General features: G+C 72.0%; 28 protein-coding genes and 1 tRNA gene. 15 read left to right on the forward strand and 14 right to left on the reverse strand.

All coding sequences use genetic code 11. The annotated features are described in order from the left end of the window. The first annotated feature begins 54 nt into the window (after positions 1-54). The gene (locus ACPWUT_RS12445; RefSeq protein ID WP_425838081.1) at positions 55-1050 is read left to right on the forward strand and encodes a lytic transglycosylase domain-containing protein; all 996 of its coding nucleotides are present in this window, start codon (positions 55-57) and stop codon (positions 1048-1050) included. A 54-nt stretch (positions 1051-1104) separates the two neighbouring features. Here the strand turns inward: ACPWUT_RS12445 and ACPWUT_RS12450 are convergent, their stop codons facing one another. The 3 genes from ACPWUT_RS12450 to ACPWUT_RS12460 form a co-directional block, all read right to left on the reverse strand. Continuing rightward, positions 1105-2898, reverse strand: a complete 1794-nt coding sequence (locus tag ACPWUT_RS12450) for a long-chain-fatty-acid--CoA ligase (protein ID WP_425838084.1) — start codon at positions 2896-2898, stop codon at positions 1105-1107. 94 nt (positions 2899-2992) lie between these two features. Next, positions 2993-3649 (reverse strand): NADPH-dependent F420 reductase, encoded by a 657-nt coding sequence (locus ACPWUT_RS12455; RefSeq protein WP_425838087.1) that lies wholly within the window; start codon positions 3647-3649, stop codon positions 2993-2995. Positions 3650-4036: 387 nt separating this feature from the next. After that, positions 4037-5818, reverse strand: a complete 1782-nt coding sequence (locus tag ACPWUT_RS12460; RefSeq protein ID WP_425838090.1) for a DUF2207 domain-containing protein — start codon at positions 5816-5818, stop codon at positions 4037-4039. A gap of 35 nt (positions 5819-5853) precedes the next feature. On the opposite strand from ACPWUT_RS12460, the gene ACPWUT_RS12465 reads away from it, so the two are divergent. Continuing rightward, on the forward strand, positions 5854-6285 hold the full coding sequence (locus ACPWUT_RS12465; protein ID WP_284528147.1) for a MarR family winged helix-turn-helix transcriptional regulator: 432 nt from the start codon (positions 5854-5856) through the stop codon (positions 6283-6285). A 36-nt stretch (positions 6286-6321) separates the two neighbouring features. Here the strand turns inward: ACPWUT_RS12465 and ACPWUT_RS12470 are convergent, their stop codons facing one another. The 6 genes from ACPWUT_RS12470 to ACPWUT_RS12495 form a co-directional block, all read right to left on the reverse strand. Continuing rightward, positions 6322-7056: an ABC transporter permease gene (locus ACPWUT_RS12470; RefSeq protein WP_284528146.1), complete on the reverse strand. Its 735-nt coding sequence runs from the start codon at positions 7054-7056 to the stop codon at positions 6322-6324. Beyond that, entirely contained in the window at positions 7053-7778 is a 726-nt protein-coding gene (locus ACPWUT_RS12475) for an ABC transporter ATP-binding protein (RefSeq protein WP_284528145.1), read from the reverse strand. Before ACPWUT_RS12475 ends, ACPWUT_RS12470 begins: the two co-directional genes overlap by 4 nt. 57 nt (positions 7779-7835) lie before the next feature. Then, the gene (locus ACPWUT_RS12480) at positions 7836-8123 is read right to left on the reverse strand and encodes a DUF4287 domain-containing protein (RefSeq protein ID WP_425838095.1); all 288 of its coding nucleotides are present in this window, start codon (positions 8121-8123) and stop codon (positions 7836-7838) included. A 10-nt stretch (positions 8124-8133) separates the two neighbouring features. Further along, positions 8134-8736 (reverse strand): TetR family transcriptional regulator, encoded by a 603-nt coding sequence (locus ACPWUT_RS12485; protein ID WP_284528143.1) that lies wholly within the window; start codon positions 8734-8736, stop codon positions 8134-8136. 36 nt (positions 8737-8772) lie between these two features. Then, a complete protein-coding gene (locus ACPWUT_RS12490) occupies positions 8773-9753 on the reverse strand; it encodes a DUF2804 domain-containing protein (RefSeq protein ID WP_425838100.1) in 981 nt (326 codons plus the stop codon). Between the two features lie 161 nt (positions 9754-9914). Further along, positions 9915-10370, reverse strand: coding sequence for an Hsp20/alpha crystallin family protein (locus ACPWUT_RS12495; RefSeq protein ID WP_284528141.1), 456 nt, complete (start codon positions 10368-10370; stop codon positions 9915-9917). 319 nt (positions 10371-10689) lie between these two features. On the opposite strand from ACPWUT_RS12495, the gene ACPWUT_RS12500 reads away from it, so the two are divergent. After that, on the forward strand, positions 10690-11652 hold the full coding sequence (locus tag ACPWUT_RS12500) for a DUF559 domain-containing protein (RefSeq protein WP_425838103.1): 963 nt from the start codon (positions 10690-10692) through the stop codon (positions 11650-11652). Positions 11653-11739: 87 nt separating this feature from the next. Here ACPWUT_RS12500 and ACPWUT_RS12505 read toward each other — a convergent pair whose 3' ends face one another. Continuing rightward, positions 11740-13230, reverse strand: a complete 1491-nt coding sequence (locus ACPWUT_RS12505; protein WP_425838106.1) for an L-serine ammonia-lyase, iron-sulfur-dependent, subunit alpha — start codon at positions 13228-13230, stop codon at positions 11740-11742. A 43-nt stretch (positions 13231-13273) separates the two neighbouring features. Further along, complete coding sequence (locus ACPWUT_RS12510; RefSeq protein ID WP_284528138.1) at positions 13274-13639, reverse strand: VOC family protein; 366 nt, start codon at positions 13637-13639, stop codon at positions 13274-13276. Between the two features lie 113 nt (positions 13640-13752). Here ACPWUT_RS12510 and ACPWUT_RS12515 point away from each other — a divergent pair, with 113 nt between their 5' ends. The 9 genes from ACPWUT_RS12515 to ACPWUT_RS12555 all read left to right on the forward strand — a co-directional run bounded on the left by ACPWUT_RS12515 (position 13753) and on the right by ACPWUT_RS12555 (position 22691). Continuing rightward, on the forward strand, positions 13753-15681 hold the full coding sequence (locus ACPWUT_RS12515) for an alpha-amylase family protein (RefSeq protein WP_425838110.1): 1929 nt from the start codon (positions 13753-13755) through the stop codon (positions 15679-15681). A gap of 11 nt (positions 15682-15692) precedes the next feature. After that, positions 15693-16118, forward strand: a complete 426-nt coding sequence (locus tag ACPWUT_RS12520; protein ID WP_425838113.1) for a hypothetical protein — start codon at positions 15693-15695, stop codon at positions 16116-16118. Between the two features lie 122 nt (positions 16119-16240). Beyond that, a complete protein-coding gene (locus ACPWUT_RS12525) occupies positions 16241-16624 on the forward strand; it encodes a YciI family protein (protein WP_425838116.1) in 384 nt (127 codons plus the stop codon). Next, a complete protein-coding gene (locus ACPWUT_RS12530) occupies positions 16624-17658 on the forward strand; it encodes an RNA polymerase sigma factor (protein ID WP_425838119.1) in 1035 nt (344 codons plus the stop codon). Before ACPWUT_RS12525 ends, ACPWUT_RS12530 begins: the two co-directional genes overlap by 1 nt. 366 nt (positions 17659-18024) lie before the next feature. Next, positions 18025-18861, forward strand: coding sequence for a hypothetical protein (locus ACPWUT_RS12535; protein WP_425838122.1), 837 nt, complete (start codon positions 18025-18027; stop codon positions 18859-18861). A gap of 16 nt (positions 18862-18877) precedes the next feature. Continuing rightward, positions 18878-19387, forward strand: a complete 510-nt coding sequence (locus ACPWUT_RS12540; RefSeq protein ID WP_425838125.1) for an alpha/beta fold hydrolase — start codon at positions 18878-18880, stop codon at positions 19385-19387. Between the two features lie 84 nt (positions 19388-19471). After that, positions 19472-20608: an acyl-CoA dehydrogenase gene (locus tag ACPWUT_RS12545; protein ID WP_425838128.1), complete on the forward strand. Its 1137-nt coding sequence runs from the start codon at positions 19472-19474 to the stop codon at positions 20606-20608. Next, on the forward strand, positions 20602-21960 hold the full coding sequence (locus ACPWUT_RS12550) for a PIG-L family deacetylase (protein ID WP_425838131.1): 1359 nt from the start codon (positions 20602-20604) through the stop codon (positions 21958-21960). The genes ACPWUT_RS12545 and ACPWUT_RS12550 overlap by 7 nt, the downstream gene beginning before the upstream one ends. Beyond that, positions 21957-22691 (forward strand): glycosyltransferase, encoded by a 735-nt coding sequence (locus ACPWUT_RS12555; protein ID WP_425838134.1) that lies wholly within the window; start codon positions 21957-21959, stop codon positions 22689-22691. Before ACPWUT_RS12550 ends, ACPWUT_RS12555 begins: the two co-directional genes overlap by 4 nt. A gap of 30 nt (positions 22692-22721) precedes the next feature. Here ACPWUT_RS12555 and ACPWUT_RS12560 read toward each other — a convergent pair whose 3' ends face one another. From ACPWUT_RS12560 to ACPWUT_RS12570, 3 genes are all read right to left on the reverse strand, one after another. After that, positions 22722-22913, reverse strand: coding sequence for a hypothetical protein (locus ACPWUT_RS12560; RefSeq protein WP_425838137.1), 192 nt, complete (start codon positions 22911-22913; stop codon positions 22722-22724). A gap of 104 nt (positions 22914-23017) precedes the next feature. Continuing rightward, a tRNA-Arg gene (locus ACPWUT_RS12565) sits at positions 23018-23090 on the reverse strand. Positions 23091-23289: 199 nt separating this feature from the next. Continuing rightward, on the reverse strand, positions 23290-23934 hold the full coding sequence (locus tag ACPWUT_RS12570) for an asparagine synthase (protein WP_425838140.1): 645 nt from the start codon (positions 23932-23934) through the stop codon (positions 23290-23292). A gap of 104 nt (positions 23935-24038) precedes the next feature. On the opposite strand from ACPWUT_RS12570, the gene ACPWUT_RS12575 reads away from it, so the two are divergent. From ACPWUT_RS12575 to ACPWUT_RS12585, 3 genes are all read left to right on the forward strand, one after another. Continuing rightward, complete coding sequence (locus ACPWUT_RS12575; protein ID WP_425838143.1) at positions 24039-24875, forward strand: SDR family NAD(P)-dependent oxidoreductase; 837 nt, start codon at positions 24039-24041, stop codon at positions 24873-24875. A gap of 112 nt (positions 24876-24987) precedes the next feature. Continuing rightward, positions 24988-25611, forward strand: a complete 624-nt coding sequence (locus ACPWUT_RS12580; RefSeq protein WP_425838146.1) for a DUF4956 domain-containing protein — start codon at positions 24988-24990, stop codon at positions 25609-25611. After that, positions 25608-26480 (forward strand): polyphosphate polymerase domain-containing protein, encoded by an 873-nt coding sequence (locus ACPWUT_RS12585; RefSeq protein ID WP_425838149.1) that lies wholly within the window; start codon positions 25608-25610, stop codon positions 26478-26480. The genes ACPWUT_RS12580 and ACPWUT_RS12585 overlap by 4 nt, the downstream gene beginning before the upstream one ends. Positions 26481-26492: the final 12 nt, after the last annotated feature.

Consider the following 26492-nt stretch of genomic DNA (forward strand, 5'->3'; position numbering starts at 1 on the left):
TCTGCTCCGCTGAGCGCGGCGCCGCGAGAAGCCACCTGAAAGACATCGTTACGCATGCGCCTGCTCTCCTCCCGCCGTTCCACTCTGTCCACCGCCGTCGCTCTCACGCTCGGCCTCGGCATCGCGGGAGGGATGTCCACCGCCGCCCACGCCGCGCCGGATGAGCCGGCCGCCCGCGTCGCGGTCGCCGCCTACGCCGACACCGACACGGCCGCCATCGCGCCGTTTGTCTCCGAGGAGGCCGCGACGCTCGCCACCGAGCCGCTCGACGCCATCGTCGACGACGCGGAGGCTGCACTCGACGACGCGGAGGACGCGATCGCCGCGGCCGAGGCCGCCGAGGACAAGGTCGCCGCGAAGGTCGAGAAGAAGAAGCTCGACGTCGCCGGCGCGACCACGATCGACACCTCGGTGCTCGAGGAGCACGTGGAGCAGCTGCAGACGATCGCCGTGACCCCGGTGCTGCTGCTGCCGGCCAGCACCGCCGACGCCGCGGGCGACACCGCGCAGGTGGAGAAGGCGACCGCGTCGCTGCTCCAGCGCCTCGAGAAGGCCGAGAAGAAGAAGGCGGCAGAGATCGCCGCCAAGAAGGCCGCCGCCAAGAAGGCCGCTGCCGAGGCGGCTGCGAAGAAGGCCGCCGAGGAGGCGGCCGCCGCCGAGGCCTCCGCGTCGAGCTCGGGCTCGGGTTCGGGTTCGGGTTCGGGTTCGGTCAGCGGCGGCTCGGCCGCCTCGTCCGGCGACAACTCCGTCGCGGGCGCCAAGGCGACCGCGCGTGCGCTCGTGGCCGACCGCGGCTGGAGCTCGGACCAGTTCAGCTGCCTCGAGAAGCTGTGGCAGAAGGAGTCGGGCTGGAACTACCGCGCGTACAACGCTTCCAGCGGTGCGTACGGCATCCCGCAGGCGCTCCCCGGCAGCAAGATGGCCAGCGCCGGGAGCGACTGGGAGAACAGCGCCGCGACGCAGATCCGCTGGGGCCTCGGCTACATCGACGGCCGCTACGGCACGCCCTGCGGCGCCTGGGACCACTCGCAGTCCGTCGGCTGGTACTGATCCCGCCGCGACGACCCGCTCATCCGGAGCCCGCTCCGCCAGACCTCCTCGACGTCAGGCGGAGCGGGCTCCGCTGTCGTCGAGGGAGTCCCGCACCACCCGGCGCAGCACCTTGCCGACCTGGTTGCGCGGGAGCGCGTCGACCGCGACGATCCGCTTGGGCACCTTGTAGGGCGTGAGGTGGGTGCGGGCGAAGTCGCGCAGCGCCCCCGCATCGAACACGGCGCCGTCGCGGACGACGACGGCCGCCGTGACGTCCTCGCCGCCGCCGGCGCGGCGCAGCCCCACCACCGCGGCCTCCGCCACGTCGGGGTGGAGCATCAGCGCCTGCTCTACCTCGCTCGGGCTCACGTTGAAGCCGCCGGTGATGATCAGCTCCTTCAGCCGGTCGACGATCGTGACGAAGCCGTCCTCCGACATCGTCACGATGTCGCCGGTGCGCAGCCACCCGTCCGGCAGCAGCACTGCGGCCGTCTCGTCGGGGCTGTTCCAGTAGCCCTGGAACACCTGGGGTCCGCGAAGGAGCAGCTCGCCCTCCTCGCCCGGTCCGCGCAGCGAGGACGGATCGCCCGGATCGACCACGCGCGCCTCGGTGCCCGGGAAGGGCACGCCCACCGTGCCCGGGCGGCGGGAGGGACCGGCGGGGTTGCCGAGCGCGACCGGCGACGTCTCGGTCATGCCGTATCCCTCGACGAGCAGGCCCCCGGTGGCCTCCTCCCAGCGGGTCACGGTGGAGACGGGGAGGCTCATGGCGCCGGAGATGGCGAAGCGGACCCCGCTGAGGTCGACCCGACCCTGCACGCTCGCGCGGGCCAGGGCATCGTAGATGGGCGGGACCGCCGGCAGGAAGGTCGGAGGCGACACCCGCGCGGCCGCGATCACGAGGTCGAGGTCGAACTTCGGGAACAGGACGAGCGTGGCCCCGATCGACATGGCGAAGGTGAGGCACAGCGTCAGCCCGTAGGCGTGGAACAGCGGGAGCACGGCGTAGACGACCTCGGCGCCGTCGTGCAGGCCCGGGAGCCACGCGCGCCCCTGCGCGGCGTTCGCCCGCAGATTGCGGTGCGACAGCATCGCCGCCTTGGGGACCCCGGTCGTCCCGCTCGTGAGCTGCAGGAGCGCGATGTCGTCGATGCCGGGCCGCGGCACGCGCCGGGACAGCCGTCGCGACGCCGCCACGCGCGTCCAGGGCACGATGCCCCGCGCGGTGGGACGCGACGTCAGCGCCGAGCGCGCCGTCCGCGCCCGGGCGATCGGCACGCGGAGGGCGAGCCGGGTGCGCAGCGGCATGCCCCGGGTGAGGTCGACGGAGACCACGTGGTCCGGCCGGATGTCGTCGGGAAGCCCCGCCACGGTGTCGGCCGCCTTGTCCCACACGACGGCGACCTTGGCGCCGTGCACCTCGAACTGGTGCCGCAGCTCCCGGGCGGTGTAGAGCGGGTTGTGCTCGACGACGATCGCGCCCAGGCGCAGGATCGCGTAGAAGGCCACGACGTGGTCGGGGCAGTTCGGGAGCACGAGCGCCACGCGGTCGCCCCGGGACACACCGAGGGCGCGCAGGCCCGCCGCCGCACGCTCGACCCGCTCGCCGAGCTCCGCGTAGGTGGTCGTCGCGCCGAAGAACTCGAGCGCGGTCTTCTTGCCGTAGCGGGCGACGGAGGCGGTGAGCAGGTCGACGAGCGTCTCGGTCACCGGACCGATGTCGTGGGGCACGCCGTCGGCGTACGCGGCCAGCCACGGACGATCCCCCTCGCCGCGGGGTGACGGGCCCGGTGCGCCGCCGGCTGCCGGGCGGGGTGCGGAGTCGCGCTCGGGGCGCGGGGCGGGCTCGGGCGCGGGTCGCTGCATGGGGCCCACGCTACTGCGCCCGTCCCCGACGAACCTGCGAGAGCGCCCGCCGCGCCCGTGGGCTGCGCGCGCGGCGGGCGGTGGTGCGAAGCGGTCAGGCCGCGTCTTCGGGGCGCACGCGGAACGCGGCGGCGAGGTTGTCGCGCAGCTGTGCCGCATCCTGACGCGTCACGTAGGCGGGACGGTCGCGCTCGAGCCGCCACGACTCCGACAGCGGTCCCGCCGAGACGGTGTCGAAGCCGAGCCGGTCGTACAGATCGGTGACGTAGGAGATGGCCTCGGGGAAGTCCGATGCCGTGCCGAGCGCGCGGCGGCCGGGCGTCCCCGCGGGAGTGCCGGCCGTCGTGATCTCCGCGGCCATGATGTGGTTGAACGCCTTCACGACCTTCGCGCCGGCGAGGTGCTCCTGCAGGAGACCCGACGTCGTGGCCTCGCCGCTGTCCAGCGCGGGGATGTGGCCGTCGCGCTCCCAGTAATAGTTGTTGGTGTCGAGCACGATCTTGCCCTCGAGCGGCTCGACCGGGACCTCCCGGTAGGCCGAGAGCGGAACGGTCACCACGACGACCTCGCCGGTGGCCGCCGCCTCGTCCGCCGTGGCGGCGCGGGCTGTGGGGCCGAGCTCGTCGATGAGACCGGCGAGGGTCTCGGGGCCGCGCGAGTTCGCGATCACCACCTCGTCGCCGAGCCGGGTGAAGGCCCGGGCGAGCTGCGAGCCGATGTGTCCTGCGCCGATGATTCCGATGGTGGTCATGCCCTCCCCAACCCGGCGGAGGCGGTGAGGATTCCCGCGCGGAGCCTCGCCCCGGCTGGGCGTTCGCCATGGATGAGAAAAGAATCACAAAAAGATAACGGCAAACGCTTGTGGCCGTTATCTCGTCGTTATAGAGTGCTCGCACGGTAGTTGTTTTGCTGTGGCAGCTACCGACATGTGATTGCAGGACACTCTTGGTGCAAGGGACAAGGGCCGGTCGGAAGCCTCTCCGACCGGCCCTTACTCTTGCCCGGTCCCGCCGCCCCGCAGCCGTCGTCGGGGTCCCGCGACGGGATCGATGACAGTCGTCGTCGGTTCCCGGCCGTCGAGGCGACGACGAGTGTCATCCATTCAGCTCGATCGGCGCGCAACGACGCCGGGGACGGATCAGACGCCGCCGCCTCCTCCGCCGCCACCGCCGCCGCCGGAGCTGCCACCGCCGCTCGAGCCGCCCGAGGTCGACGACGACGAGCTCGCGGCCGCCGAGAGCGAGCCGATCCCCGATGCGAAGGCCGACGCGTCGAAGGCACCGCTGCCCGCGTACCAGTAGGGGCCCGCAGCGCCCGTCGCCGCGTAGAGCACAGCCAGGTGCGCGGACCACTCCTTCTCCTGACCGAAGACGACGGCGTAGGGCAGCAGCCGCTCGTACAGCTGCAGTTTCTGCCGCGGATCGTCCACGTCGATCGCGACGCGCTCGGCGCCGGCCGGCGACTGGAGCATGCGGATGCGATCCGCCTCCGCCCACGCGATGAACTCCTTGAGGCCCTTCAGATGGTCCCGGACCTCCGCGCCGGCGGCCGTCAGCGGCGAGCGCGCGACCACGATGATCACGCCCGTGAACACGATGCCCGCGAGCACCATCAGCGTCACGGGGACCGCGGGATGGACTCCCGCCGACAGCGCGCCGAGTCCGAGGAAGAACACCGCCCCGCCCGCGATCACCGCCGCGACGACCGGCCAGGCCCGCGCGCCGACCGGCACCTCGCGGCGGAGCCGGCGGCGCTTCAGCTCGCGCTCGGCGTCCTTCAGGATCTTCTGCGCGACCTTCGACAGCCGCGTGTCCTGCCGTCCGAACTCGTACTGCTCGCCCGGGACCCCCGCGGGGAACAGCCCGCTGAGGAGCATCCGCCCGTCGGCGTCGGCGCGCGACGGGTCGACCAGCTCGGCGATTAGCTTGGGCCCGCCGAACCAGCGCTTCTCCCCCTCGAGGATCCGGATCGATCCGACGACGGCCTGCTCCAGCACCTCCGCGGGGATCGCCTTCGTCTGCTGTCCGAGCAGCACGGCGCTCTCGAGGGCATCGATCCCGGGCGGCGGGGTGTACTCGGCGATGATCGTCGGCCGCCCCGGCTCGTCGGCGAGGGCCCGCCGCCGTGACCGCACCGCGAGCCCGACGGCGCCCAGCAGGCCCACTCCCGCGATCCCCTGCAGCCACCCGAACGGCGACGCGAGGTAGGACGTGTCGAAGAGGGCGAAGGTGCCGTCGGCGAACCCCACCGCCAGGGTGAGGTTCTCTCCCGGGCCGAGGTCGTCGGCGCGGGCGGTGATCACCGAGCCCGCGCCCTCGGCATCGTGGACGATCGACGCGCACGGGTCGCCGCTGTCCTGCACGCCCTGGTAGCACGCGGCGTCGCCGGTGAGCGCGGCGGTGAGCTCGGCGTCCAGGTGCAGACGAGCCTCCACCTCCCCGAACGGCTGCGCCCAGTCGACGCCGTTGACGTCCCAGTAAAGCTCCAGGCCCGTGTCGGGGAAGTCCCAGACGACGTTCTCGAGCTCGTAGGTGAGGACGAAGGTCTGCACGCCGCGGAGGTACTCGTCGGCGCGCGACACGATGTGGAAGGCGCCGTCGTCGGACTCCGTCTCCATCGGGCGGGCAGCCCCGTTCTCGTCGGTCACCGAGATCGCGTGCGGACGCAGCGGCTGCCCGTTGTACGACTCGGGGATCGAGCGCCGGATGCCGCGGTTCTGATCGGCATCGGGGAAGCGCGCCACGAGCTCCTCGACCACGCGCAGCCTGCTCGTGCCGTCGTCGGCGCGGGTCAGGGTGTAGTCGGCCGTCATCCGGTCGAAGACGAAGTCGTCGACGTCGGCGGAGGCGGGCGCCGCAGCGGCGGCGGAGGCCGCCAGGACGAGCATGCACACCGCGAGAATCCGCCAGATCCGTCCCATGCCGTCCAGCCTAAGGGCGGGCTAAAGTGGACGCCATGACGGACCGACGCCTCGCCATCGCGGCATGGGAGAGTCTGTTCCGCGCGCAGCACGAGGTGCTCAGCGAGATCAGCGACGACTTCAGCGGCGACGACCTCACGCAGGCCGAGTACGACGTCATGCTCACCGTCGCGCGCGGGGAGCAGAACGCGGCCAGACTGCGCGACGTCACCGCCAACATGCTCATCAGCCAGCCGAGCGTGTCGCGGCTGGTGGACCGCATGGTCGCCCGCGGGCTCATCACGAAGTGCCCCGACCCGGACGACGGCCGCGGCGCGCTGGTGCGGGCGACCGAGGCCGGCCTGGCCGCCTTCCGCCGCATCGCGACCCGTCACGGCCAGTCGATCGCCGAGCGCATGTCGGTGCTCGACGACCACGAGCTCGCCCAGCTGCACAGCATCACCACGAAGCTGCGCGAACGGCGCTGACCGGGCTCGCCGGCCGGCCCGCATCCGTCGGGGTGCTCAGGGCGTCCGGCGTCGCAGCGTGAGGGCGGCCAGCACCAGGGCGCCGACGGTGAAGGCGCCGACGATCAGCAGGGGGCGCGCCACCTCGCCACCGTCGTCACCCGCGGCGACGGCGGCCACCGCGTCGATCGCATGACTGAGGGGCAGCCAGTCGCTGATCGCGTAGAGCACGTCGGGCATCTGGTCGCGGGGCATGAAGAGCCCGCCGAGGATGATCTGCGGGAACACGAGCACCGGCATGAACTGGACCGCCTGGAACTCGGTGCGGGCGAATGCGCTCGCGAGGAGCCCGAGAGCGGTTCCGAGCAGGGCGTCGACGACGGCGACGAGGCCGAGCAGCCAGATCGCACCCTCGACCTCCAGCCCGCACACCGCGACGGCGAAGGTCACCGTCACGACCGCCTGCAGCGTCGCCATGAGCCCGAAGGCGAGGGCGTAGCCGAGGATGAAGTCCGCCTTGCCGAGGGGCGTCGTCATCAGACGCTCGAGCGTTCCGCTGCGCCGCTCCCGCAGGGTCGTGATCGAGGTGATGAGGAACATCACGACGAACGGGAACAGCGCGAGGATGGGCCCGCCGACGCGGTCGAAGACCCCGTCGCTGTCGCTGAAGAGCCACGCGAAGAGGCCGACGAGCAGGCTCGGGGCGACCAGCATGAGGGCGATCGAGCGGGGGTCGTGACTGAGCTGGCGGAGCACCCTTCCGGCCGTCGCCCCCAGCCGCACGGCGTTCATGCCGCCTCCCCGCGCCGGATCAGAGCGAGGAAGGCCGCATCGGGATCCGCCTCGCCGGTGTCGGCGAGCAGGCCCGCCGGGGTGGTGTCGGCGATGATGCGGCCGGCGCGCATGAGCAGGAGGCGGTCGCACCGGAGCGCCTCGTCCATGACGTGGCTCGAGACGAGCAGCGTGGTCCCCGCGTCGGCGAGACCTCGAAGCAGCTGCCACAGGTCGGCCCGGAGCACCGGATCGAGCCCCACCGTGGGCTCGTCGAGCACGATCAGCTCGGGCGCCCCGAGCATCGCGACCGCCAGCGACACCCGGCTGGCCTGGCCGCCGCTGAGCGAGGAGACGAGCTGGTCGGCGCGGTCCCGCAGCCCGACCGCGTCGAGCACCCGGTCGACGTCCGACGCCGGGGCTCCGACGATCCGCCGGAACGACCGGAGGTTCTGACGGATGGTGAGGTCGGCGTAGACGGAGGCGGCCTGGGTGTCGTAGGCCACCCGCCGACGGAGTGCGGCGGTGCCGGCGGGAAGGTCGAGCACCGTGACGGTGCCGCCGGCCACCCGCTGCACGCCCACGATCGAGCGCATCAGGGTCGTCTTGCCGCACCCGGACGGGCCGAGCAGCCCGGTGATCGCACCGCGGGCGATGTCGACGTCGAGCCCCGAGAACACGTCGGTGCTGCCGCGTCGCACGCGCAGCCCGCGGATGCGCACGGCATCCGAGTTATTCATCATGCGATGAATTATGCGCGCCGGCGATCACCCGGTCAAGAGTCTCGTGGCCGGGACTGCTTAGGCGGGTTTGGTCGCCTTGCCGTCGAGCCACAGGGTGTCGGAGGCGTCGCTGTGCGCGCCGCCGGAGCCGACGTGCTTCGGGTCGATCTTCGGCCCCTTGGTGATGACGTGGACGAGAGCCATCGCGTGCCCGCGGCCGAGGCCGTAGTCCTCCGCGAGCCAGGCGATGATCTCCCCCGCCTTGGTGCCGGGGCCGAACCCCTTCTCACCTGCCAGCTCGATGAACCGTCGGGGCGTCACGCCCGTCTTGTCCTCGATGTTGTCGAGGTAGGCCTGGAACGACATGCGGATCCCTTCATTCGGTGAGGTAGCGCTGGATCGTGGGCCCGACCCAGCCGACGAGCTCGTCGGTGGACGCGGCCGCGATCCCCGGGAGCTTGAGGATGTAGCGCGCCACCAGCATGCCCGCCACCTGCGACGCCGCCAGGCTCGCGCGCAGCTCGGCGTCCGCGCCGCCGAGCTCGGCGGTGATGCGCCCGAGCAGCTCGCGCGACAGGAACGCCGCCAGCAGCGGCGTCGCCAGGCGGTTGCCGATCGCGTTGCGCAGCAGCAGGACCCCGCGCCGCCGCACCTCGGGCTGCTCGAAGCGGACCAGGATGTAGCGCACGATCGCCTCGCCCAGCCGCGCCCGGTCGCCGGCGAGGAGGGTGGGGATGTCGAGGTCCGGCCGGATCGGCGCGCCGACGATCTCGGTGAACAGGTCCGCCTTGGTGCCGAAGTAGTGGTGCACGAGCGCCGAGTCGACACCCGCCCGGGTGGCGATGGCCCGCATGGTGGCCCCGTCGTAGCCGTTCTCGGAGAACTCCTCCGTCGCGGCGGCGAGGATGCGGTTCCGAGCATCGGAGCCCCCACGGGGGCGACCGCGACGTCGCGGCGGCGGGACGGCGTGCTCGGCCATGGCGTCAGCCTAGGTCACCGGCGGCGGCGCCGCGGTTCACCATCGGTTGTGGACGTCCTCGGCGAAGCCCTCGATCCCCTCGAACGCCATCCCCTCGAACGATCCCTCCCACACCCCGAAGCACTGGTGGGTGCGCGCCGACAGGATGCCGAGATTCCGGGCGGAGTGCTTGTCGTGGAACGGCGTCAGCGTGGCGTCGAGGCCCCCGCCGCGCACGCGCCACGGCCGGAGCGGATGCGCGAGGTCGTAGTCCCAGCGCAGCTCCTCCGAGATCTTGTGGAGGATGCCGTCGACGAGCACGCCGTTCTCGGTCGATCCGGTCCCCGCGGTCCACCTCCCGCCCACCTGCAGGCCGACCACGCGGTCGCCGCTGACCCCGGCGCCGGCGCCCCAGTTCCACCGCACGTCGTACGGCCACCGTCCCCGGCCGTGGTCGAGCACCGCCCACGAGCCGGCGGGCACCGGGTGCTCGACGCCGTCGACGACGACGGTGCCCGAGGCCGGCAGCGCGACGTCCTTGACCGTGTACTGGAACCGCCGCCGGGACCACGGCACGACCACCGCGAGGCACTCGTGGCCGGGCGGGCGGACGACGGTGATGTCGAAGGAGGCGTCGGGGATCTCGGCGAACAGCCGCCACGACTCGGTCCCGGGCGTCACCGAGATCGCGAGGTCCCGGGCCCGGGCGATCGCGGCCCCGTCTCCGAGGGACGGCGGCAGGTCGACGTCGTGCGCCGGGATGACCGTGGCGGTCCTCCCCCGGCTGCGCCGGGTCGCCCGGTCGAACACCCACACCTCGTGGACGGCCGCGTAGTCCAGCGACGACACCGTGAGAGCGACGATGTGGGTGGGCGTGATGACGTTCCAGTACTCCCACCGCTTGGTGCGCCCCCAGCCCCGCCGTCCGTCGACCCCGGCGGTGTCGACGAGCGGACGCCGCGCGAAGCCGATGGCGTCGGCGTTGAGCCGGCCGTCCGCCGCAGTGAGGGAGACGGGCGCGACCAGCTCGCGCTCCATCAGGCACGCCCCAGACAGGGATGCCTGCGCAGCGCGGCGGTCTCGGTCATCGGGCGTCCTCGCTGACGTTCCGTTCGGGTGAGCCGATCATAGCCCTGGACGCAGCAGACCGCCCCGGTCGGCGGGCGACGGGGCGGTCTGGCGGGGTGTGCAGCGGAGCGCTACTGCTCGATGGGCTGCGGCTCCTCCGCACCCTCGTGGGCGCGGATGGTGGGCGCGGCGCCGTCGGCGACGACCTCCACCTTGCGGGGCTTGGCCTTCTCGCTCACGGGGATGGTGACGGTGAGCACGCCGTTGCTGTAGGTCGCGGCGATGCCTTCGTTGTCGATGCCCTGACCGAGGTTCAGCTGACGCAGGAAGCTGGCGGCCTCACGCTCGCGCGTGATCCACTTGACCCCCTCGCCGGCGGCGAGCGTGCGCTCGGCCCGGATCGTCAGCAGCTGACCGTCGACGTCGATGTCGACCGATCCCGGGTCGATGCCCGGCAGGTCGGCGGACAGGACGTAGTGGTCGCCGTCGCGGTACAGGTCCATCGGCATGCGGCGGGGCCCGCGGCGTGAGTCGAAGAGGCTCGACGCGAGGCGGTCGAGGTCACGGAACGGGTCATACGTGGCCATGGTTCTCTCCTTTTCTGTGCGTGTGATGTTGTGGTCTCAAACTTGAGTCACATCGGCTCAAGTGCCTCCAGATTAGCACTCGCCCCCCGAGAGTGCCAACGGTTCTCGCCCAGCGAACACCGCCTCCACCGCTCGCCGTCGAGGGGGCGCGGAAGGTGGCGCGAATGGGGGGTTTCGCGGCGCGGAGGGGCGCCTTTGCGCCACATCCGCGAGGCCGTCGGGCGTGTGGGGGCTCCTCCCCAGGGCGAGCGTGGGGCGCGAGGGGAAGTGGGGGTGGGGAGGGGGCGGGACGGGGGCGGAACTGGCGGGAGGGTGAGGGATGCCGCGACGACCTGCGCCGCTTCCCGACTCGCTGGGCGAGGTGTTCCGCACCCGCGCAGGCCTCGAACGGGGTGTCTCCCGCGCCCGCCTCGGGGCGAGCGATCTCCACGCGCCTTTTCACGGCGTGCGGGTTCGATCGGGCCCGGCGCCTGCGGACGACCCCGACGACCCCTTCGCTCGGGGGCGACGCGCACGAGAACGCGAATGGCGACGGGCCCGCGCCTACGCGCCGCTCCTCACGGCGTCCGCCTTCTTCACCGGTCGCACGGCGGCGATCCTCTACGGACTCCCCCTCGACCCCGGCGACGACCTGGACGTCGGTGTCATCGCGCCGGCGCGCGCACCGCGCGGGCGGGGCGTGCGCGGGGTGAAAGTCGAGGGGCACCTCGTGAGGGTCCGCGAGTGCGAGGGCCTGCCGCTCGGCAGCCCCGCGTCGACCTGGGCGATGCTCGGGCGCGAGCTCTCGGTGCGGGAGCTCGTCGTCCTCGGCGACGCGATCGTGCGCATCCCCCGCGGACGCTCCGGCGTCCCGCACCCCGACGCCCGTCTCGCCACGCGTGCTCAGCTCGGCTCCGCCCTGGACGCCGGGCCGCGCCGCGGCATCGCGCGGCTGCGCACCGCGCTCCCCCTCATCCGGGAAGGGAGCATGTCGCCGCTCGAGACGCTCTTCCGGCTCGACGCCGCCGACGCGGGGCTGCCGCCGGCCGAGCTCGACGTCGAGATGCGCGACGCGTCGGGACGCCTGCTGGGCATCTCGGAGTTCGTCTATCGCGAGCACCGCGTGGTGGTCGAGATCGAGGGCGACCATCACCGCACGAGCCGGACCCAGTGGAACCGCGACCTCGAGAAGTACGCCGCCTATGCCGCCGCCGGCTGGGAGGTGGTGCGCGTCACGTCGTCGCACCTCCGCCAGGGCCGGGCGGTCGAGCTGGTGCGCGCCGCGCTGGGGCGGCATCGGTGAAGAAGGTGGCGCGAACGAGCAGTTCCGCGGCGCGGAGGGGCGCTTTTGCGTCACCTTCGCGAGCGGAGCACGGGCGAGCGCGCAGCGTCAGCACTCGATGACGTTGACGGCGAGACCGCCTTCGCTCGTCTCCTTGTACTTGTGCGACATGTCGATGCCGGTCTGGCGCATGGTCTCGACCACCGCGTCGAGGGACACGTAGTGGCTGCCGTCGCCGCGGAGCGCCAGGCGCGCGGCGGTCACGGCCGTCGAGGCGGCGATCGCGTTCCGCTCGATGCACGGGATCTGCACGAGGCCGCCGACGGGATCGCAGGTGAGCCCGAGGTGGTGCTCCATCGCGATCTCGGCGGCGTTCTCGATCTGACGGTTCGTGCCGCCCATCACCGCGGTCAGCCCTCCGGCCGCCATCGCGCAGGCCGAGCCGACCTCGGCCTGGCAGCCGCCCTCCGCACCCGAGATCGAGGCGTTCGCCTTGAAGAGGGAGCCGAGCGCGGTCGCCGTCAGAAGGAAGCGGCGGATCCCGCGCCGGCGGTTCGCCTCCACGGTGAGGTCCTCGGGCACGTCGTGGTCGTCGATCGGCGCGCGATCCGGGGCGTGCATGCCGAGGAGGGCGGACCCGACGAGCTCGCCATACGGGGTCACCGCGTTGCCCGAGCCGAGCCCCGAGTCGGCCAGGAAGCGCCACCAGTACATGGCGACGGCCGGAAGGATCCCCGCCGCGCCGTTGGTGGGCGCCGTCACGACCCGGCCGCCCGAGGCGTTCTCCTCGTTGACGGCGAGCGCGAAGGTGCCCAGCCACTCGCCGGGAAGCTCACGACGGCCGTCGCTCTCGGCCTCCTCGAGCTGGGCGCGGATCAGACCGGCGCGCCGCTTGACCTTCAGCAGCCCCGGGAGCACGCCGTCGGCGTGGAGCCCCGCGTCGACGCACGCGGACATGGCATCCCAGATGCCGTCGAGGCCTGCGGCGACGTCTGCCTCGGACCGCAGCGCCTCCTCGTTCGCGCGCGCGACCTCGGCGATCGTCCACCCCCGCTCGTCGCACAGCGCCAGGAGCTGCTCGGCCGAGTCGTAGGAGAACGGGAAGGGCGCGGACGCCACCGGCGCATCCTCGCCGTCGCGCCGGATGAAGCCCCCGCCGATGGAGTAGTAGGTCTCCTCCGCCACCGGCGCGCCGGCGACGTCGAGGGCGCGCAGAGTGAGCGCGTTCGGATGACCGGGCAGCCGCGTGCGCGGAGCGAACTCGACATCCGCGCGCGAGAACGGCACGGGATGCGCACCGTCGAGGAGCAGCGACGCGCCGTCCTGCCACTGCGTCCACGCGCCGCGGACGTCCGCGGGATCGACGGTCTCCGGCTCCTGCCCTCGCAGCCCCGCCACGACGGCGTCGGGCGTGCCGTGGCCGAGCCCGGTCGCGCCGAGGGAGCCGAAGAGGACGCACTCGAGGCGCGCCACCTCCGCCAGCCGGGGCCGCAGCCGCGCGGCGAAGTCCCGGGCTGCGCGCAGCGGCCCGACCGTGTGGGAGCTCGAAGGTCCTACTCCGATGGAGAACAGTTCGAACGCCGAGACGTATGCGCTCACACCCCGAGCCTACGCGCGCTCATCGACGACCCCGACGCAGGCGCTACGCGCGGACGAAGGAGACGAGGCCGACCGTGTTCCCCTCGCTGTCGCGGATGAAGGCCTGCCATTCCTCGTGTCCGGCGGGACCGAGCGCGTCGTCCTCGTGCGTGAAGATCACGTGCGGCGCGGTGACGACGTCGGCGAGCCCGCCGAGACGGTCCAGCGCATCGTGGACGTTGTCGACGCGCAGGTAGAGGAGGGCGGACGGCGCGTTGCGATCGAGCAGCAGCCGCACGCCCTCGAGATCGAAGAAGAGGAGGCCGGGCGGGTCGAACCGCGCGGACGGCGTGGCATCGAGGAGGACGGTGTAGAAGTCCGCGGCACGATCGAGATCGTCGGCGTGCTGGGCGATCTGGACGAGGCGCATCCGGGATCCTTCGTTCGATGTGACGCCAGCGTAGCGCTCCACCCGCGGCCGGTGCAGCGCTCCACGGAGAAGCCGGCGCGGCGCTCTAGGCTGGAGTCACGGAGAGGAGCTCCATGACCGTTCCGGAGACCGAACCGCTCGGCGCGCTCGAGGACGACCGCGACGCCGCGTGGGCCGCGGCATCGGCCGCCGGTCGCGTCGACGACGCGTTCCGCGAGCGGTTCGACGCGCAGTTCCCGCGCCTGCACGACCTGTTCTCGCGGCTGTACGCCGACCGGCCCGACGGTCGCGACGCCCTCGCCCAGACGATCGCCCTCGCCGCCGGGTCGTGGAACGCGCGCCCGCTCGACCTGAAGGTGCGCGACGCGCAGCGCGGCGCCGACGGGGAGTGGTTCCAGTCGGAGCGGATGCTCGGCGGTGTCTGCTACGTCGATCGCTACGGCGGGAATCTGGCCGGCATCCGCGATCAGATCCCGTACTTCCGCGAGCTCGGCCTCACCTACCTGCACCTCATGCCGCTGTTCCTCGGGCCCGAGGGCGACAACGACGGCGGGTACGCGGTCTCGAGCTACCGGAAGGTCGACCCGAGCCTGGGCTCCATCTCCCAGCTGACCGAGCTGGCGGCCGAGCTGCGGCTGGCCGGCATCTCGCTCGTGCTGGACTTCATCTTCAACCACACGAGCAACGAGCACGAATGGGCGCGCAAGGCGGTCGCGGGCGAGCCCGGGTACGAGGACTTCTACCTGATCTTCCCCGATCGCACGATGCCCGACGCCTACGAGCAGACGACGCGGGAGATCTTCCCCGACGACCATCCGGGCTCCTTCGTGCAGCTCGACGACGGGCGCTGGATCTGGTCGACCTTCTACCACTTCCAGTGGGACCTCAACTACGCGAACCCGTGGGTGTTCCGCGCCATGGCGGGCGAGATGCTCTTCCTCGCGAACCTCGGCGTCGACGTGCTCCGGATGGATGCGGTCGCGTTCATCTGGAAGCGCCTGGGCACCGCGTGCGAGTCGCTCCCCGAGGCGCACCTGCTGCTGCAGGCCTTCAACGCGGTGCTGGCGATGGCCGCGCCCGGGCTCGTCTTCAAGTCGGAGGCGATCGTCCACCCCGACGAGGTCGTCAGCTACATCTCCCCCGAGGAGTGCCGCCTCTCGTACAACCCGCTGCAGATGGCGCTCACGTGGGAGGCGCTCGCCACCCGCGACGCGCGGCTCCTGCAGCAGGCCCTCGACCGGCGTCACGAGCTGCCGGCGGGCACCGCGTGGGTGAACTACGTGCGCTCGCACGACGACATCGGGTGGACCTTCGCCGACGAGGACGCCGCCGAGCTCGGCATCGACGGCTACGCCCACCGCCGGTTCCTGAACGACTTCTACGTCGGCCGCCACGAGGGCACGTTCGCGCGCGGCGTGCCGTTCCAGGAGAACCCGAAGACGGGTGACGCCCGCGTGGCCGGCACCACCGCGTCGCTCGCGGGGATCGAGGCGGGCGATCCCGGCGGCGAGGATCGCGTCGTGCTCGCGCACGCGCTCGCGCTGTCGACCGGCGGCATCCCGCTCCTCTACCTCGGCGACGAGGTCGCCCAGCTGAACGACCCGACCTATCTCGACGACCCCGTGCGCCGCGGCGACAGCCGGTGGGTGCACCGCGGCCAGCGCCCGCGGGACAGGTACGCCGAGCGCGACGACCCCGATACCGCCGCCGGGCGCGTCTTCCGGCGCCTCACGAAACTCGTGTCGGTGCGGCAGTCGACGCCCGAGTTCGCCGGCAACGCGCTCATCCCGTTCCACACGCCGCACCCCTCCGTGGTCGGCTACCAGCGCCCCCTCGGCGAGGCGGTCGACGGCGACCCGGAGGCCTCCCGCGTGCTGGTGCTCGGCAACGTCGGCGACGCCGAGGTCGCGATCGACCCGCTGACGCTCTCGGGCTTCGCGCGGACGGCGCGCGATCTCGTGCACGACGTCGACCTCGACCTCGACGAGGGCCTGGCCCTCCCCCCGCACGGCTTCGTGTGGCTGCGGGTCACCCCTCTCTGATCGGAGCACGCATGCGCACGACCCCTCGGATCCTCGTCGTGGCGACGATGTCGATCGCCGCCCTCGCCGCGTTCACCGCGTGCTCCGGCTCGGGACAGAGCCGCACCGACGCGTGCATCGTCGTCGCGCAGGGGCTGGAGGACGTGCAGGGCGAGATCGCCGAGGCCAACGCCGCACTGCAGACCGGCGATCTCGACGCGATGGGCGAGAGCCTGGACACCGCCGCCACCGCCCTCGGCGACCTCGCGCCCGAGGTCACCAACGCCGACGTCGCTCCGATCCTGTCGGCGCTGCGGACCTCGATCGAGGGTGTCCGCGACGCCGTGGCCGACGCCGGCGCGAACGGCGACGCCGCCGCCGTCACCGAGGCGCTCGACGCGTCGGCGGGCGACCTGCAGAACGCGGCGCTGCGGTTCAACGACACCTGCGGGGGCTGAGGCGGGGCCGAGGTCCGGCAGCGCCGCGACCGACTCGACGCAGATTCGGTCGGCGTGTCGATCGGGGGACGCCTCGATCGTCATCCTGGTGTCAGTTCGACACGAACCGGAAGGATACGTCCATGCGCTACTCGCTCCTGCTCCACTACCCCGAGATGACCGCCGAGCAGCTCGGTCCCGAGGCGCTCGCCGAGGGGATGCGGGCGTTCGACGCCTACATCACGGCGCTCGACGATGCGGGCGTCCTCGTCGGGGCCGAGGTGCTGCGGCCGGTCTCCGCCACGACCACCCTCACCCTCGCGGGCGGCGAGCTCGTCGTCCAGGACGGGCCGTTCGCCGACACGCACGAGAAGCTGGGCGGCGTCGTCGACATCGACGTGGCCGACCTGGATGCCGCGATCCACTGGGCGCAGCAGGCTCCACCCGCCGCCTACGGTCACGTCGAGATCCGCCCCGTGGCCACCTGGGTCGCCGACGGCGGCTGGACCTCCTACGACCATCACTGATGCCCCACACGGATCGCGCGATCGAGCGGGTCGTACGCAGGTCGTACGGCCGGCTCGTCGCACTCCTGTCGGCGAACACCCGCGACATCGCCCTCGCCGAGGACGCCCTCGCCGACGCGCTCGAGCGAGGACTCACGCGGTGGCCGGTCGACGGCGTCCCCGACAACCCCGAGGGGTGGCTCCTCGCGGTGGCGCGCAATCGCCTGCGCGACCTGCTCGGCGCCGCCGCTCGCCGAACCTCGGTCGCCTGGGAGGAAGGGGCGGATGCCGTGGACGAGCGCGACCTCGACGCGTGGATCACCCGCGCCGACAGCATCCCGGATCGCCGTCTCGAGCTGCTCTTCGTGTGCGCGCACCCCGCGATCGACGCCGGCATCCGGACACCCCTCATGCTGCAGGCCGTGTTCGGCTTCGACGCCGCCCGGATCGGCGCTGCCTTCGACGTCGGGGCCGACGCCATGGCGCAGCGCCTCGTGCGCGCGAAGCGTCGCATCCGCGACGCCGGCATCGCGTTCCGCATCCCCACGCGCGGCGAGATGCCCGGCCGGCTCCCCGCCGTGCTCGAGGCGATCTACGGCGCCTACACGCTCGACTGGCTCGACCAGGGCGACGCGTACCCCGACTCGATCGCCGACGAGGCCCGGTGGCTCGCGGTGCTGCTGGCGACGCTGCTGGACAGCGAAGGACGATCCGACGCGGAGGCGTGGGGGCTGGCCGCCCTCCTCACCCTCGCGCAGTCGCGCGCCCCTGCCCGCGTCGGCGCCGCCTGGCCGGGAATCGACCTGCAGGACACCACGCTGTGGGACGCCGGCCTGATCGCCGAAGGGGAAGCGCTCCTCCTGCGCGCCTCGTCGCTCGGTGCGCCTCTCGGGCGCTTCCAGCTCGAGGCGGCGATCCAGTCCGTGCACTGCGATCGGGCGCGCACGGGAGCGGTCGATCGGGAGGCGCTCGTCGCGCTGTACCGCGGGCTCGCTGCGGTCGCGCCGACCCGCGGGGCGCTCGACGCGCTCGAGGTGGTGCTCCGGGAGGGGTGAGCCGGGGCGCGGAGGTCGCCTACCGATGCGGGCACCGGCTGTCCGACATGCATCGATCCTCGCGCCCTGGCCGGGCGCCGGACGTGTCGTGAGTAGACAGCCGCGCCTGGACGCGCCACGCGCCCGCGTGCGCCCGTCTCAAGCAGCGTGATTCGAGCGCGGAACGATGACTTGCGCCGATCCTCCGGGCGACCGTGTTGTGCCGGGATGGTGCGCTCAGACCGGCGCGCCGCGACACACTCGGCGCGCATCTCGGTCACGCGCTGGTCTTGGCGCGCGGGCACTTCTCTGGTGGTGGGCTCTCCCCCTGTTGCGCCGAGCCGGCTGATGTCAGAATGCAGCCGTCTGCTCGATGGGGAGGTGGATATGAACACCCGCACGGTGTCTGCGCTTGTGGTCTGTGTTCTCGCTTTCGCACTCGTGGGTTGTGCGGAAGCCGATGAAGATGATGCGCCAGGGGAGGCACCGGAACCCGAAGCGGGCTGTACCGCGGCATACCCTGACCGGCTGGACCTCACCACGGACATCCCCGATGAAGAGCAGTACCACGACGACACGATCGTCTGTGGCAACTCGGACCTCTCCGCGGCCACCCTGCAGAACAAGTCGGGTGTCGTCTTCGCGTTCTACTCAGACGACACCCAAGCCACCGCGGACCTGAACTCGTCAGACCTCACGGGCGGGATCTTCCGAGATGAGGTGACGGCTCAGCAGCTGAATGCTGGGCCCTTCGCCGTACCCGGGGACGTCATGGTCCTCGCCAGCCCCAGCGCTCGCGGCGTCGCGAGCATCGAGTGGCATGTCGATCCCCTCCTGACGTCGGCCTGGCTCGTGCAGGAGACGATTGTCTCGCGCCTTCAAAACCTGACTCAGGTCGCCGCCGTCGACCTGTTCGCGTCGGGAAGCAAGGCTCGCAAGGCCGTGGCCACCTGCGCTTTCGCCGGCGGCTACACCGCGAAGGCCGTTCAGGACCTGACGGACGGGTCGGACCAGTTCTTCGGCACGTTCGCGGTGGCAGCCGCAGCGTCACCATGCATCACCGCGTGGGAGGCGGCGGAGCGAGAACTCGGCACGACGCGGTGGCCGACACTCTCGCGCGGCCTGCAGACGGTCGGCTTCGCCGCCGAGGAAATCACGTGGCTCTCAGGGAAGGTCTCGTGGGTGTCGAAGTGGATATCCGTCGTCCGAGGTGTCCTTCCTTGACCGGCGGGTCGAACTGATGGCGCTGCTCTTCCTGCACGGCGCCGGCGGGTACGCGGAGGACCGCGTGCTGGCCGACGCGATCGCGGCCGAACTCGGCCAACCGCTCACGTATCCGCGGTTCCCCGAGGATGACATGTCCTTCGACCATCAGGCATCCCTGGTGCGAACCGCGTTGGACGCCGTCAGCGCCGACGACGTCGTCGCCGCCCACTCGTTCGGAGCCTCGATCCTGCTGCGCGTCCTTGCCGAGCGGGAGCGGGAGACGCCCCGCCGCGTCGTTCTGCTCGCCATGCCGGACTGGAGCCCGCAGGGCTGGGACATCGCAGATTACGCCTTCACCGGGCCCTTACCCCGGAAGGACGTCTCGCTCCACCACTGTCGCGATGACGAGGTCGTGGAGTTCGCCCATCTCGCGCTCCACGCCGCACGCCTCCCCCGCGCCGCCGTGCACGCTTACGACTCCGGTGGACACCAGTTCGATGGCCTTGCGCACGCGATCGCCCGCGACCTGTCACGCACCTCGTGAGGGCGTGCTCGACTTCCGTTATCGAAACAACACCCCGGTGGCAAGGCTCTGCCCAACCGCTCGAGACATGGTGAGACTCGACATGTGGATCCCATTCAGAGAAGCTCGGCGACAACACAGCTCCTGGGTGACGGACCGCTCGACCAAGGGCTCAGGACGGCGCTCGACGACGCCGATGCCGTCGCCGGATTCGGCACCGATGTCGGCGCCACGCTCACGTGGGCGGTCGCCGTCGGCGCTGCCCGGAGTGCAGAGCAGCCGTTCAGTGCAGAGCAGCCATTCAGCGCAGAGCAGTCATTCGCGGACGAATGGTCCCTTCTGGCGGCCGTAGCCGCGAGGGATGTCGCTGCCGCCCGCATCCTCGAGCCGCATCTCGACGCCCTCACCATCTTGGGACAAGCCGGACGCGCCGGTTCGCCGGCCGACCTGCCGTCGATTGCTGCCGGTCCTGATTCGTCGTGGGGCGTGTTCGCCGCCGAGGGCGCAGGAATGCGTCTCGAAGCGCAGGCCAGTGGCAGCGGGTGGCGTCTGAACGGGACCAAGCCGTGGTGTTCGCTGGCGCAGCATCTGAGCCACGCGCTCGTGACGGCGTGGGCGGGTGAGGAGCGTCGTCTCTTCGCCGTCGCACTGCACGACGCTGGTGTCCGGCCTCGAACGGGGCCGTGGTTCGCCCGAGGGCTGAGCCAGGTGGTCAGCGCGCCGGTCGACTTCGCGTCGGTTCCGGCGGTTCCCGTCGGCGAACCAGGGTGGTATCTCCGCAGACCTGGTTTCGCGGCGGGCGGCATCGGGGTGGCCGCGTGCTGGTGGGGTGCGGCCCTGCCGCTTCGCGACGCCCTGCGGGAGCGAGCGCAGCGCGACGGCGCCGATCAGCTGTCGCGGCTGCACCTCGGACGGGTCGACACGGCTCTCTGGGCCGCGCGTCTGGCGCTGCGATCCGCCGCTCGCGAGTTCGACGGGCTCGACGCCGCATCCCCAGGCGCCGCATCCGACGCTCCGGCCTTCCCGGGCACGCTCGCGGGTCGCGTCCGGGCCGTCGTCGCCGACGCCGTCGAACTGACACTCGCCGAGGCTGGGCGCGCGCTCGGCCCGTTTCCCCTGGTCGCCGACGAGGCGCATGCGCGGCGGGTCGCGGACCTCGGACTCTATCTGCGTCAACATCACGGCGAGCGGGACGTAGCCCGGCTCGGCGCCGACATCAGCGAGGGGCGGGGTGCGTGGTGAGCTTCAGTCACCGTGACCCGGGAACGGCCGAGAGCGTGTGGGAGGAGGCGTTCGAAGCGCGGGCGCTGCCGACCCTCCGCGAAAACGCCGATCACCTGGTCGTGATCGCGGCGCACCCCGACGACGAGACCCTCGGCGCGGCGGGGCTGATGGCGACCACCGCTCGTCGCGGAGCGCGCGTGACAGTGCTCATCACGACCGACGGAGAGGGGTCGCATCCCGACTCGCCGTCGCACTCGCCCGCCGAGTTGGCCGCGCTGCGGCGCCGGGAGGCGGCCGCGGCCATCGCACAGCTGCACCCGTCGATCGAGCTCCACTTCCTCGGCATCCCGGACGGCGGCACTGATGATCACCGGGACGACATCGCGGCCGCGGTTCGCGCACTGCTGGCGGACACCGGCTCCCGCCTCGTCGTGTCGCCGTGGCACGGAGACGGTCACCGGGACCACCGCGTCGTCGGCGAGGTGGCTGCCGAGGTGTGCGGGGAGCTCGGGATCCCCTGGCGCGGGTACCCGATCTGGCTGTGGCATTGGGGCTCGCCCGAAGACATGCCGTGGGACGATCTCGAGATCGTTCGGCTCGACGCTGCGACCGCCGGCGCCAAGCGCGCCGCCATGGGGCATCACCGCAGCCAGATCGAAGCGCTCTCGCCGGCTCCGGGTGATGAGGTGATGCTCCATGACGGGATGCAGGCGCACTTCGATCGGGATTTCGAGATCTTCGTGCGACCCGCCGAGGAGCCCGAGACCCTTGGCGAGGGCTTCTTCGACGAGTTCTACGGGCGGAACGGAGACGACCCCTGGGGGTTCGAGTCGCGGTGGTACGAACAGAGGAAGCGCGCTGTCACCCTGGCGAGCCTGCCCCGCGCCCGATACGCCTCCGCGCTCGAGCTCGGCTGCTCCACGGGAGTGCTGACCGAGCTGCTGGCAGAACGCTGCGATGCCGTTCACGCCGTCGACATCGCAGCCGCGCCGCTCGCGATCGCGCAGGATCGTGTCGGCGGCAGGATGGGCGTGAGATTCGAGCGCCTCGCGCTGCCCGGCCAGTGGCCCGCCGGCACGTTCGACCTCATCGTGCTCTCCGAGGTCGGCTACTACTGGAGCGCCGCCGACCTGGCCGACGCGATAGAGCGGATTCACGGTGCGATGTCGCCTGACGGGCATCTGGTCGCCTGTCACTGGCGGCACCCGGTCGCCGAGTATCCGCAGACCGGCGACGACGTCCACGCGGCACTCCGCTCCTCGGATCGCCTCGTCCGTATCGCCCTGCACGAAGAGGAGGACTTCGTGCTCGAGGTCTTCGGGCTCGACCACGCGCGGTCGGTCGCAGCCGAGACGGGCCTGATCGCGTGAGCGCCAGGTCGTCCGACGAGATCGCCGCGGTCGCCGTCGTGATCCCCGTGCACAACGAGGCCGACCTCTTGCGCGACTGCCTCGCCGCGCTGAGCGCCGCGCTCGCGCACACCGGGCGGACGTACCCGCACGTCCGCATCTCCGCCGTCGTCGTGCTCGATGCGTGTACGGACGCATCCGAAGAGATCGCGCGATCGTTTGAGGTGCGGATCCATCGCATCGAGGCCCGGAACGTGGGGACCGCCCGGCGCGTCGGTGTGAACGACGCCCTCGCCGCGCTCGGCGACGTGCCGTCGAGCAGAATCTGGATCTGCACGACCGACGGAGACTCCACGGTCCCGGATCACTGGCTCAGCCATCAGCTCGAGCTCCACGCGGAGGGAGCGGACGTCGCGCTCGGTACCGTGCGTCCGGACTTCGCCGACCTCACGGCGGAGCACGCCGCGCACTGGGTGGAGACCCACCCTCGCGGGCGCCCGGCCGGCAACGTCCACGGCGCGAATCTCGGTCTCCGCGCCGATACCTACCTCGCGGCCGGGGGGTTCGCCGATCTCGATCAGCACGAGGACGTCGAGCTCGTTCGTGCCGCTCGCGCTCTGGGCGCACGGGTGACCGCGACGGACGACAACGAGGTGATCACGTCCGGTCGGTTCTGGGGCAGGACCCCGGGCGGATATGCCGCGTTCGTTCGCGCGACGCACGAGAGGATCGCGGGGCTGGCGCGGTCGTGATGGCCCGCAGCTCCCGCGGCGGAGCCTGGGTCAGAACCCGCCCAGGTAGCCCGAGTTGGTGTGCGATGTCTGGCTGGCGCGTGCGGCCGGGTCGACGCGCTGCGCGGCGACCTCGGACGACGTCATCGCACGCATCTGCTCGTAGGTGATCGGCTTGCCGAAGATCGCGTGACGGAGACGCGTCCAGAACGGCAGTCGCTTCTTCGCGGATCCGGAGGTCATGGCGTCATGATTCCACACCGGTCTCGCCGTCGATAGGTGCTGCGACCCGGAACCACGAAACCCCGCGGGATCCGCGGGGTTTCGATCACTGTCTCAACACAGTGTGCGCCCGAAGGGACTCGAACCCCTAACCTTCTGATCCGTAGTCAGATGCTCTATCCATTGAGCTACGGGCGCATGACTTCCGCTCTCGCGAAGGCCAGCGACCAGCTTACATGACAGCTCGGGATCGACCGAATCGAGGGCGCCACCTTGGCGCAGATTCGGAGGACGGCACCGGATTCGGAGCGAGGGGGCGAGAGGCTCCGAGCCCGACGCGGATCTCCGAATCTGCGAGTCGCGTGCAGGACCGGCGGTCCGCCCGCCACCAGCGCCGCTACTCGAGCTCGGCGGGATCGAACACATCCGCCGCGGACTCGAGGATCTCGGGCTCGATCCCCTGCGCGCGCAGCTCCTGCTGCTTCGCCAGACTCCGGCGGCGCGACGTGAGCTTGGGGAGGTCGACCAGGCGCAGCGCCTGCATGCGCGCGCCGCGCATGCGCTCGTAGTCGGGGTCGAGGTCGGGGCGGGCGGCCTCGATGCGCAAAGTCCGGTCGATGTTCTTCGCGACCTCGTTCCAGGCGACGTCGCGGGCGTCGAGGATGAGCTTGCGGAGCTCTTCGACATCCTCGGCGCGCGCCCGCAGCTCGCGGGCGACGTGCAGCGACTGCTTCTGGCGTCGGCGGAGATTGCGCACGTCGCGGCTGCGGTAGTCGTGGGTGCCGTCCGACTCGCTGTGGCGGCCGCGGGCGCGCTTGCGCTGCCGCTCGGTGCGCGCCGCGTCGGCCTCGGCCTCTTCGGCCAGCGTCAGGAGCGCCTCACGCGCCTCGGCCTCGTAGCGCGCCACGTCGAAGTCCTCGCCCTCGGCGAGGATGTGCACGAGCATGCGGTTCTTCAGGCTCAGTCGAGTGGCCGCCGAGGCGATGTACAACCCCTCGGCGACGACGTCACGGGTGCGAACCCGCTTGCGCTTCTCCGCCACGACACTCCTTGCATCGATCCTACGGAACCGCATCGGAGAGAATCGAGGGCGGGGACGGAAGTATTCGCCCCCGTGATCGATGTGAGCGCGAGGGAGCGGCGAGGATGCCGGAACTGGATGTCACGGGCGCCACGAGCGTCATCACCGGGGCCGCGGCGGGGATGGGGGCGGAGGTCGCGCGCGAGCTCGCACGCCGAGGGGCCCGGATCGCCCTCGTCGACCGCGACGCCGCCGGACTCGCGGCCGTCGCGCAGAGCCTCGAGGGCGACGGCCACACGACGCACGTCGTCGACCTCGCCGACGACGCCGCCGTCGAGGCCGCCGCGGCGGAGATCGCGGCACACCACCCGCACGTCCAGACGCTGATCACGTGCGCGGGATCGTCGATGCTCGGCAGCATCGACCAGCTCACGATGGCGGAGATGCGCTGGCTGATGGACGTGAACCTGTGGGGCACGGTGAGCATCACCCAGGCCCTGCTGCCGGCGCTGCGCCGCGCCCCCGCCGCGCACATCACCCACCTCGTCTCGATCTACGGCCTCGCCGCGCCGGCGGGACGCATCCCCTACGCCATGAGCAAGTTCGCCGTGCGCGGCTTCACCGAGGCGCTCCGTCACGAGCTCGAGGACGGCTCGGTCACCGTCGGCGCGGTCTACCCCGCGGGGGTGAAGACCGGCATCATCCTGCGCGGACGGTACGCGGCGGCCCTCGATCCGGCCATCGCCCAGCGGGCCGCCGAGGCGCAGGCGAAGATGTACCACACCGAGCCCGCCGACGCCGCGCGCCGGATCGTCGAGGCCACCGTGCGGCGCCGCCCGCGGACGATGATCGGCCGCGAGGCGCGCCTGGTCGACGTGCTCGCGCGCCTGGCTCCCACGCGCTACTGGGCGGCGATGCGGCGGCCGCTCCGCGACGCCGTGGACACCACGACACCGCTCTGACGGGCGCCGAGCGGGCCGCTCCCGATTCGTCAGCCACGCCTCGGCGCAGCATAGGAACCGCATAGCGCCGCCCTGCTCAATGGTTCTCCGGACACACACGTCAGGAGTTCCCATGAATCTGCTCGCCGTCATCGCCGTCGACCTCGCCGCCATCGTCCTGCTCGCCTTCGGCGTCTACTACCCCCGCCATCGCCGCCGTGACCTGGCCGTCGCCTTCGTCGGCGTGAACGTCGGAGTGCTCGCCGTGTCGATGGTGCTCGCCGACACGACGGTGGGCGCCGGCCTCGGCCTCGGCCTGTTCGGCGTGCTGTCGATCATCCGCCTGCGCTCCCGGGAGATCGAGCAGAGCGAGATGGCCTACTACCTCGCCGCGCTCGCCCTCGGACTGGTCGCGGGGCTGTCGGCGACGATCACCTGGACGACCGCCGGGATCATGCTGCTCGTCGTCGGCGCGCTGGCGATCGTCGACAGTCCGGCGCTCCTGCGCCGCTCGCGCGAGCAGACGCTCGTGCTCGACCGCGCGTACCCCGCGGAGGACGACGCTCGCCACGCCGTCGAGGACCTCCTCGGCGCGCGCGTGCACCGCCTCACGATCCGGAGCCTCGACTTCGTGTCGGACACCACGACCGTCGACGTCCGCTACGCGGTCCGCAGCGCCGGACCCGGCGCACGGTCGACAGGCTCCTCCGCGTCGCTGCCCGGCGCGCACGAGCGGGTCGCGGAGGTGACCCGGTGAGCGCGCGACACGACGTCCCGCGGCACGACGTCCTGAGGCGCGAGGCCCTGCGACACGACGCGCTGGCCCGGCTGCACGCGCTGCGCACGGTCGACCTCGCGCAGCTGAACGCCACGGCGGAGCTGCAGACCCGGGTCGATCGCAAGTACCTCCTCCCCGCCTCCGCCCTGCCGGCGGTGCTGGCCGCGCTGCCGCAGGGCAGCGAGGTGCTGGAGATCGGCGGCGAGCAGGCGCTGCGCTACGCATCGCAGTACTACGACACCCCCGACCTCGACAGCTACTTCGGCGCGGCACGCGGCCGGCGTCGCCGGTTCAAGGTGCGGGCGCGGACGTACGTGGACTCCGGCGGCTCGTTCCTGGAGGTCAAGACGCGCGGCGGGCGATCGGCGACGGTCAAGGAGCGCGTCCCGGTCGAGGGCGATGTGCTCGACGGCGACGCGGTCGCGTACGCGGTCGATCTGCTGAGCGATGCCGGGATCCCGGGCGCCGCCGACCTGGCCGCACGGCTGGAGCCGGTGCTGGTCACCCGCTACCGCCGCGCGACGCTGCTGCTGCCGGCGACCGCCGACGGCGACGCCTCGCGCGCGACGATCGACCTCGACCTCGCCTGGGTCGGCGCCGATGGCCGCACGCTCACCCTTCCCGCGTCGGTGATCGTCGAGACGAAGTCCGGCCAGCGCGCCGGCGCCCTCGACCGCACGCTGTGGCGCCACGGCCACCGGCCCGCCTCGCTGTCGAAGTACGGCACGGGGATGGCGGCGCTGCACCCCGCGCTCCCCTCGCACAAGTGGCGACGCTCCCTCACCCGGCACTTCGCCGCCGGCACCATCACTCCCCCGGTCGCCTCGCCGATCACGTCGGCCGCCTGATCCGCTCCCGAA

It is taken from the genome of Microbacterium sp. PA5, from assembly GCF_049860775.1.
Taxonomy (GTDB): domain Bacteria; phylum Actinomycetota; class Actinomycetes; order Actinomycetales; family Microbacteriaceae; genus Microbacterium.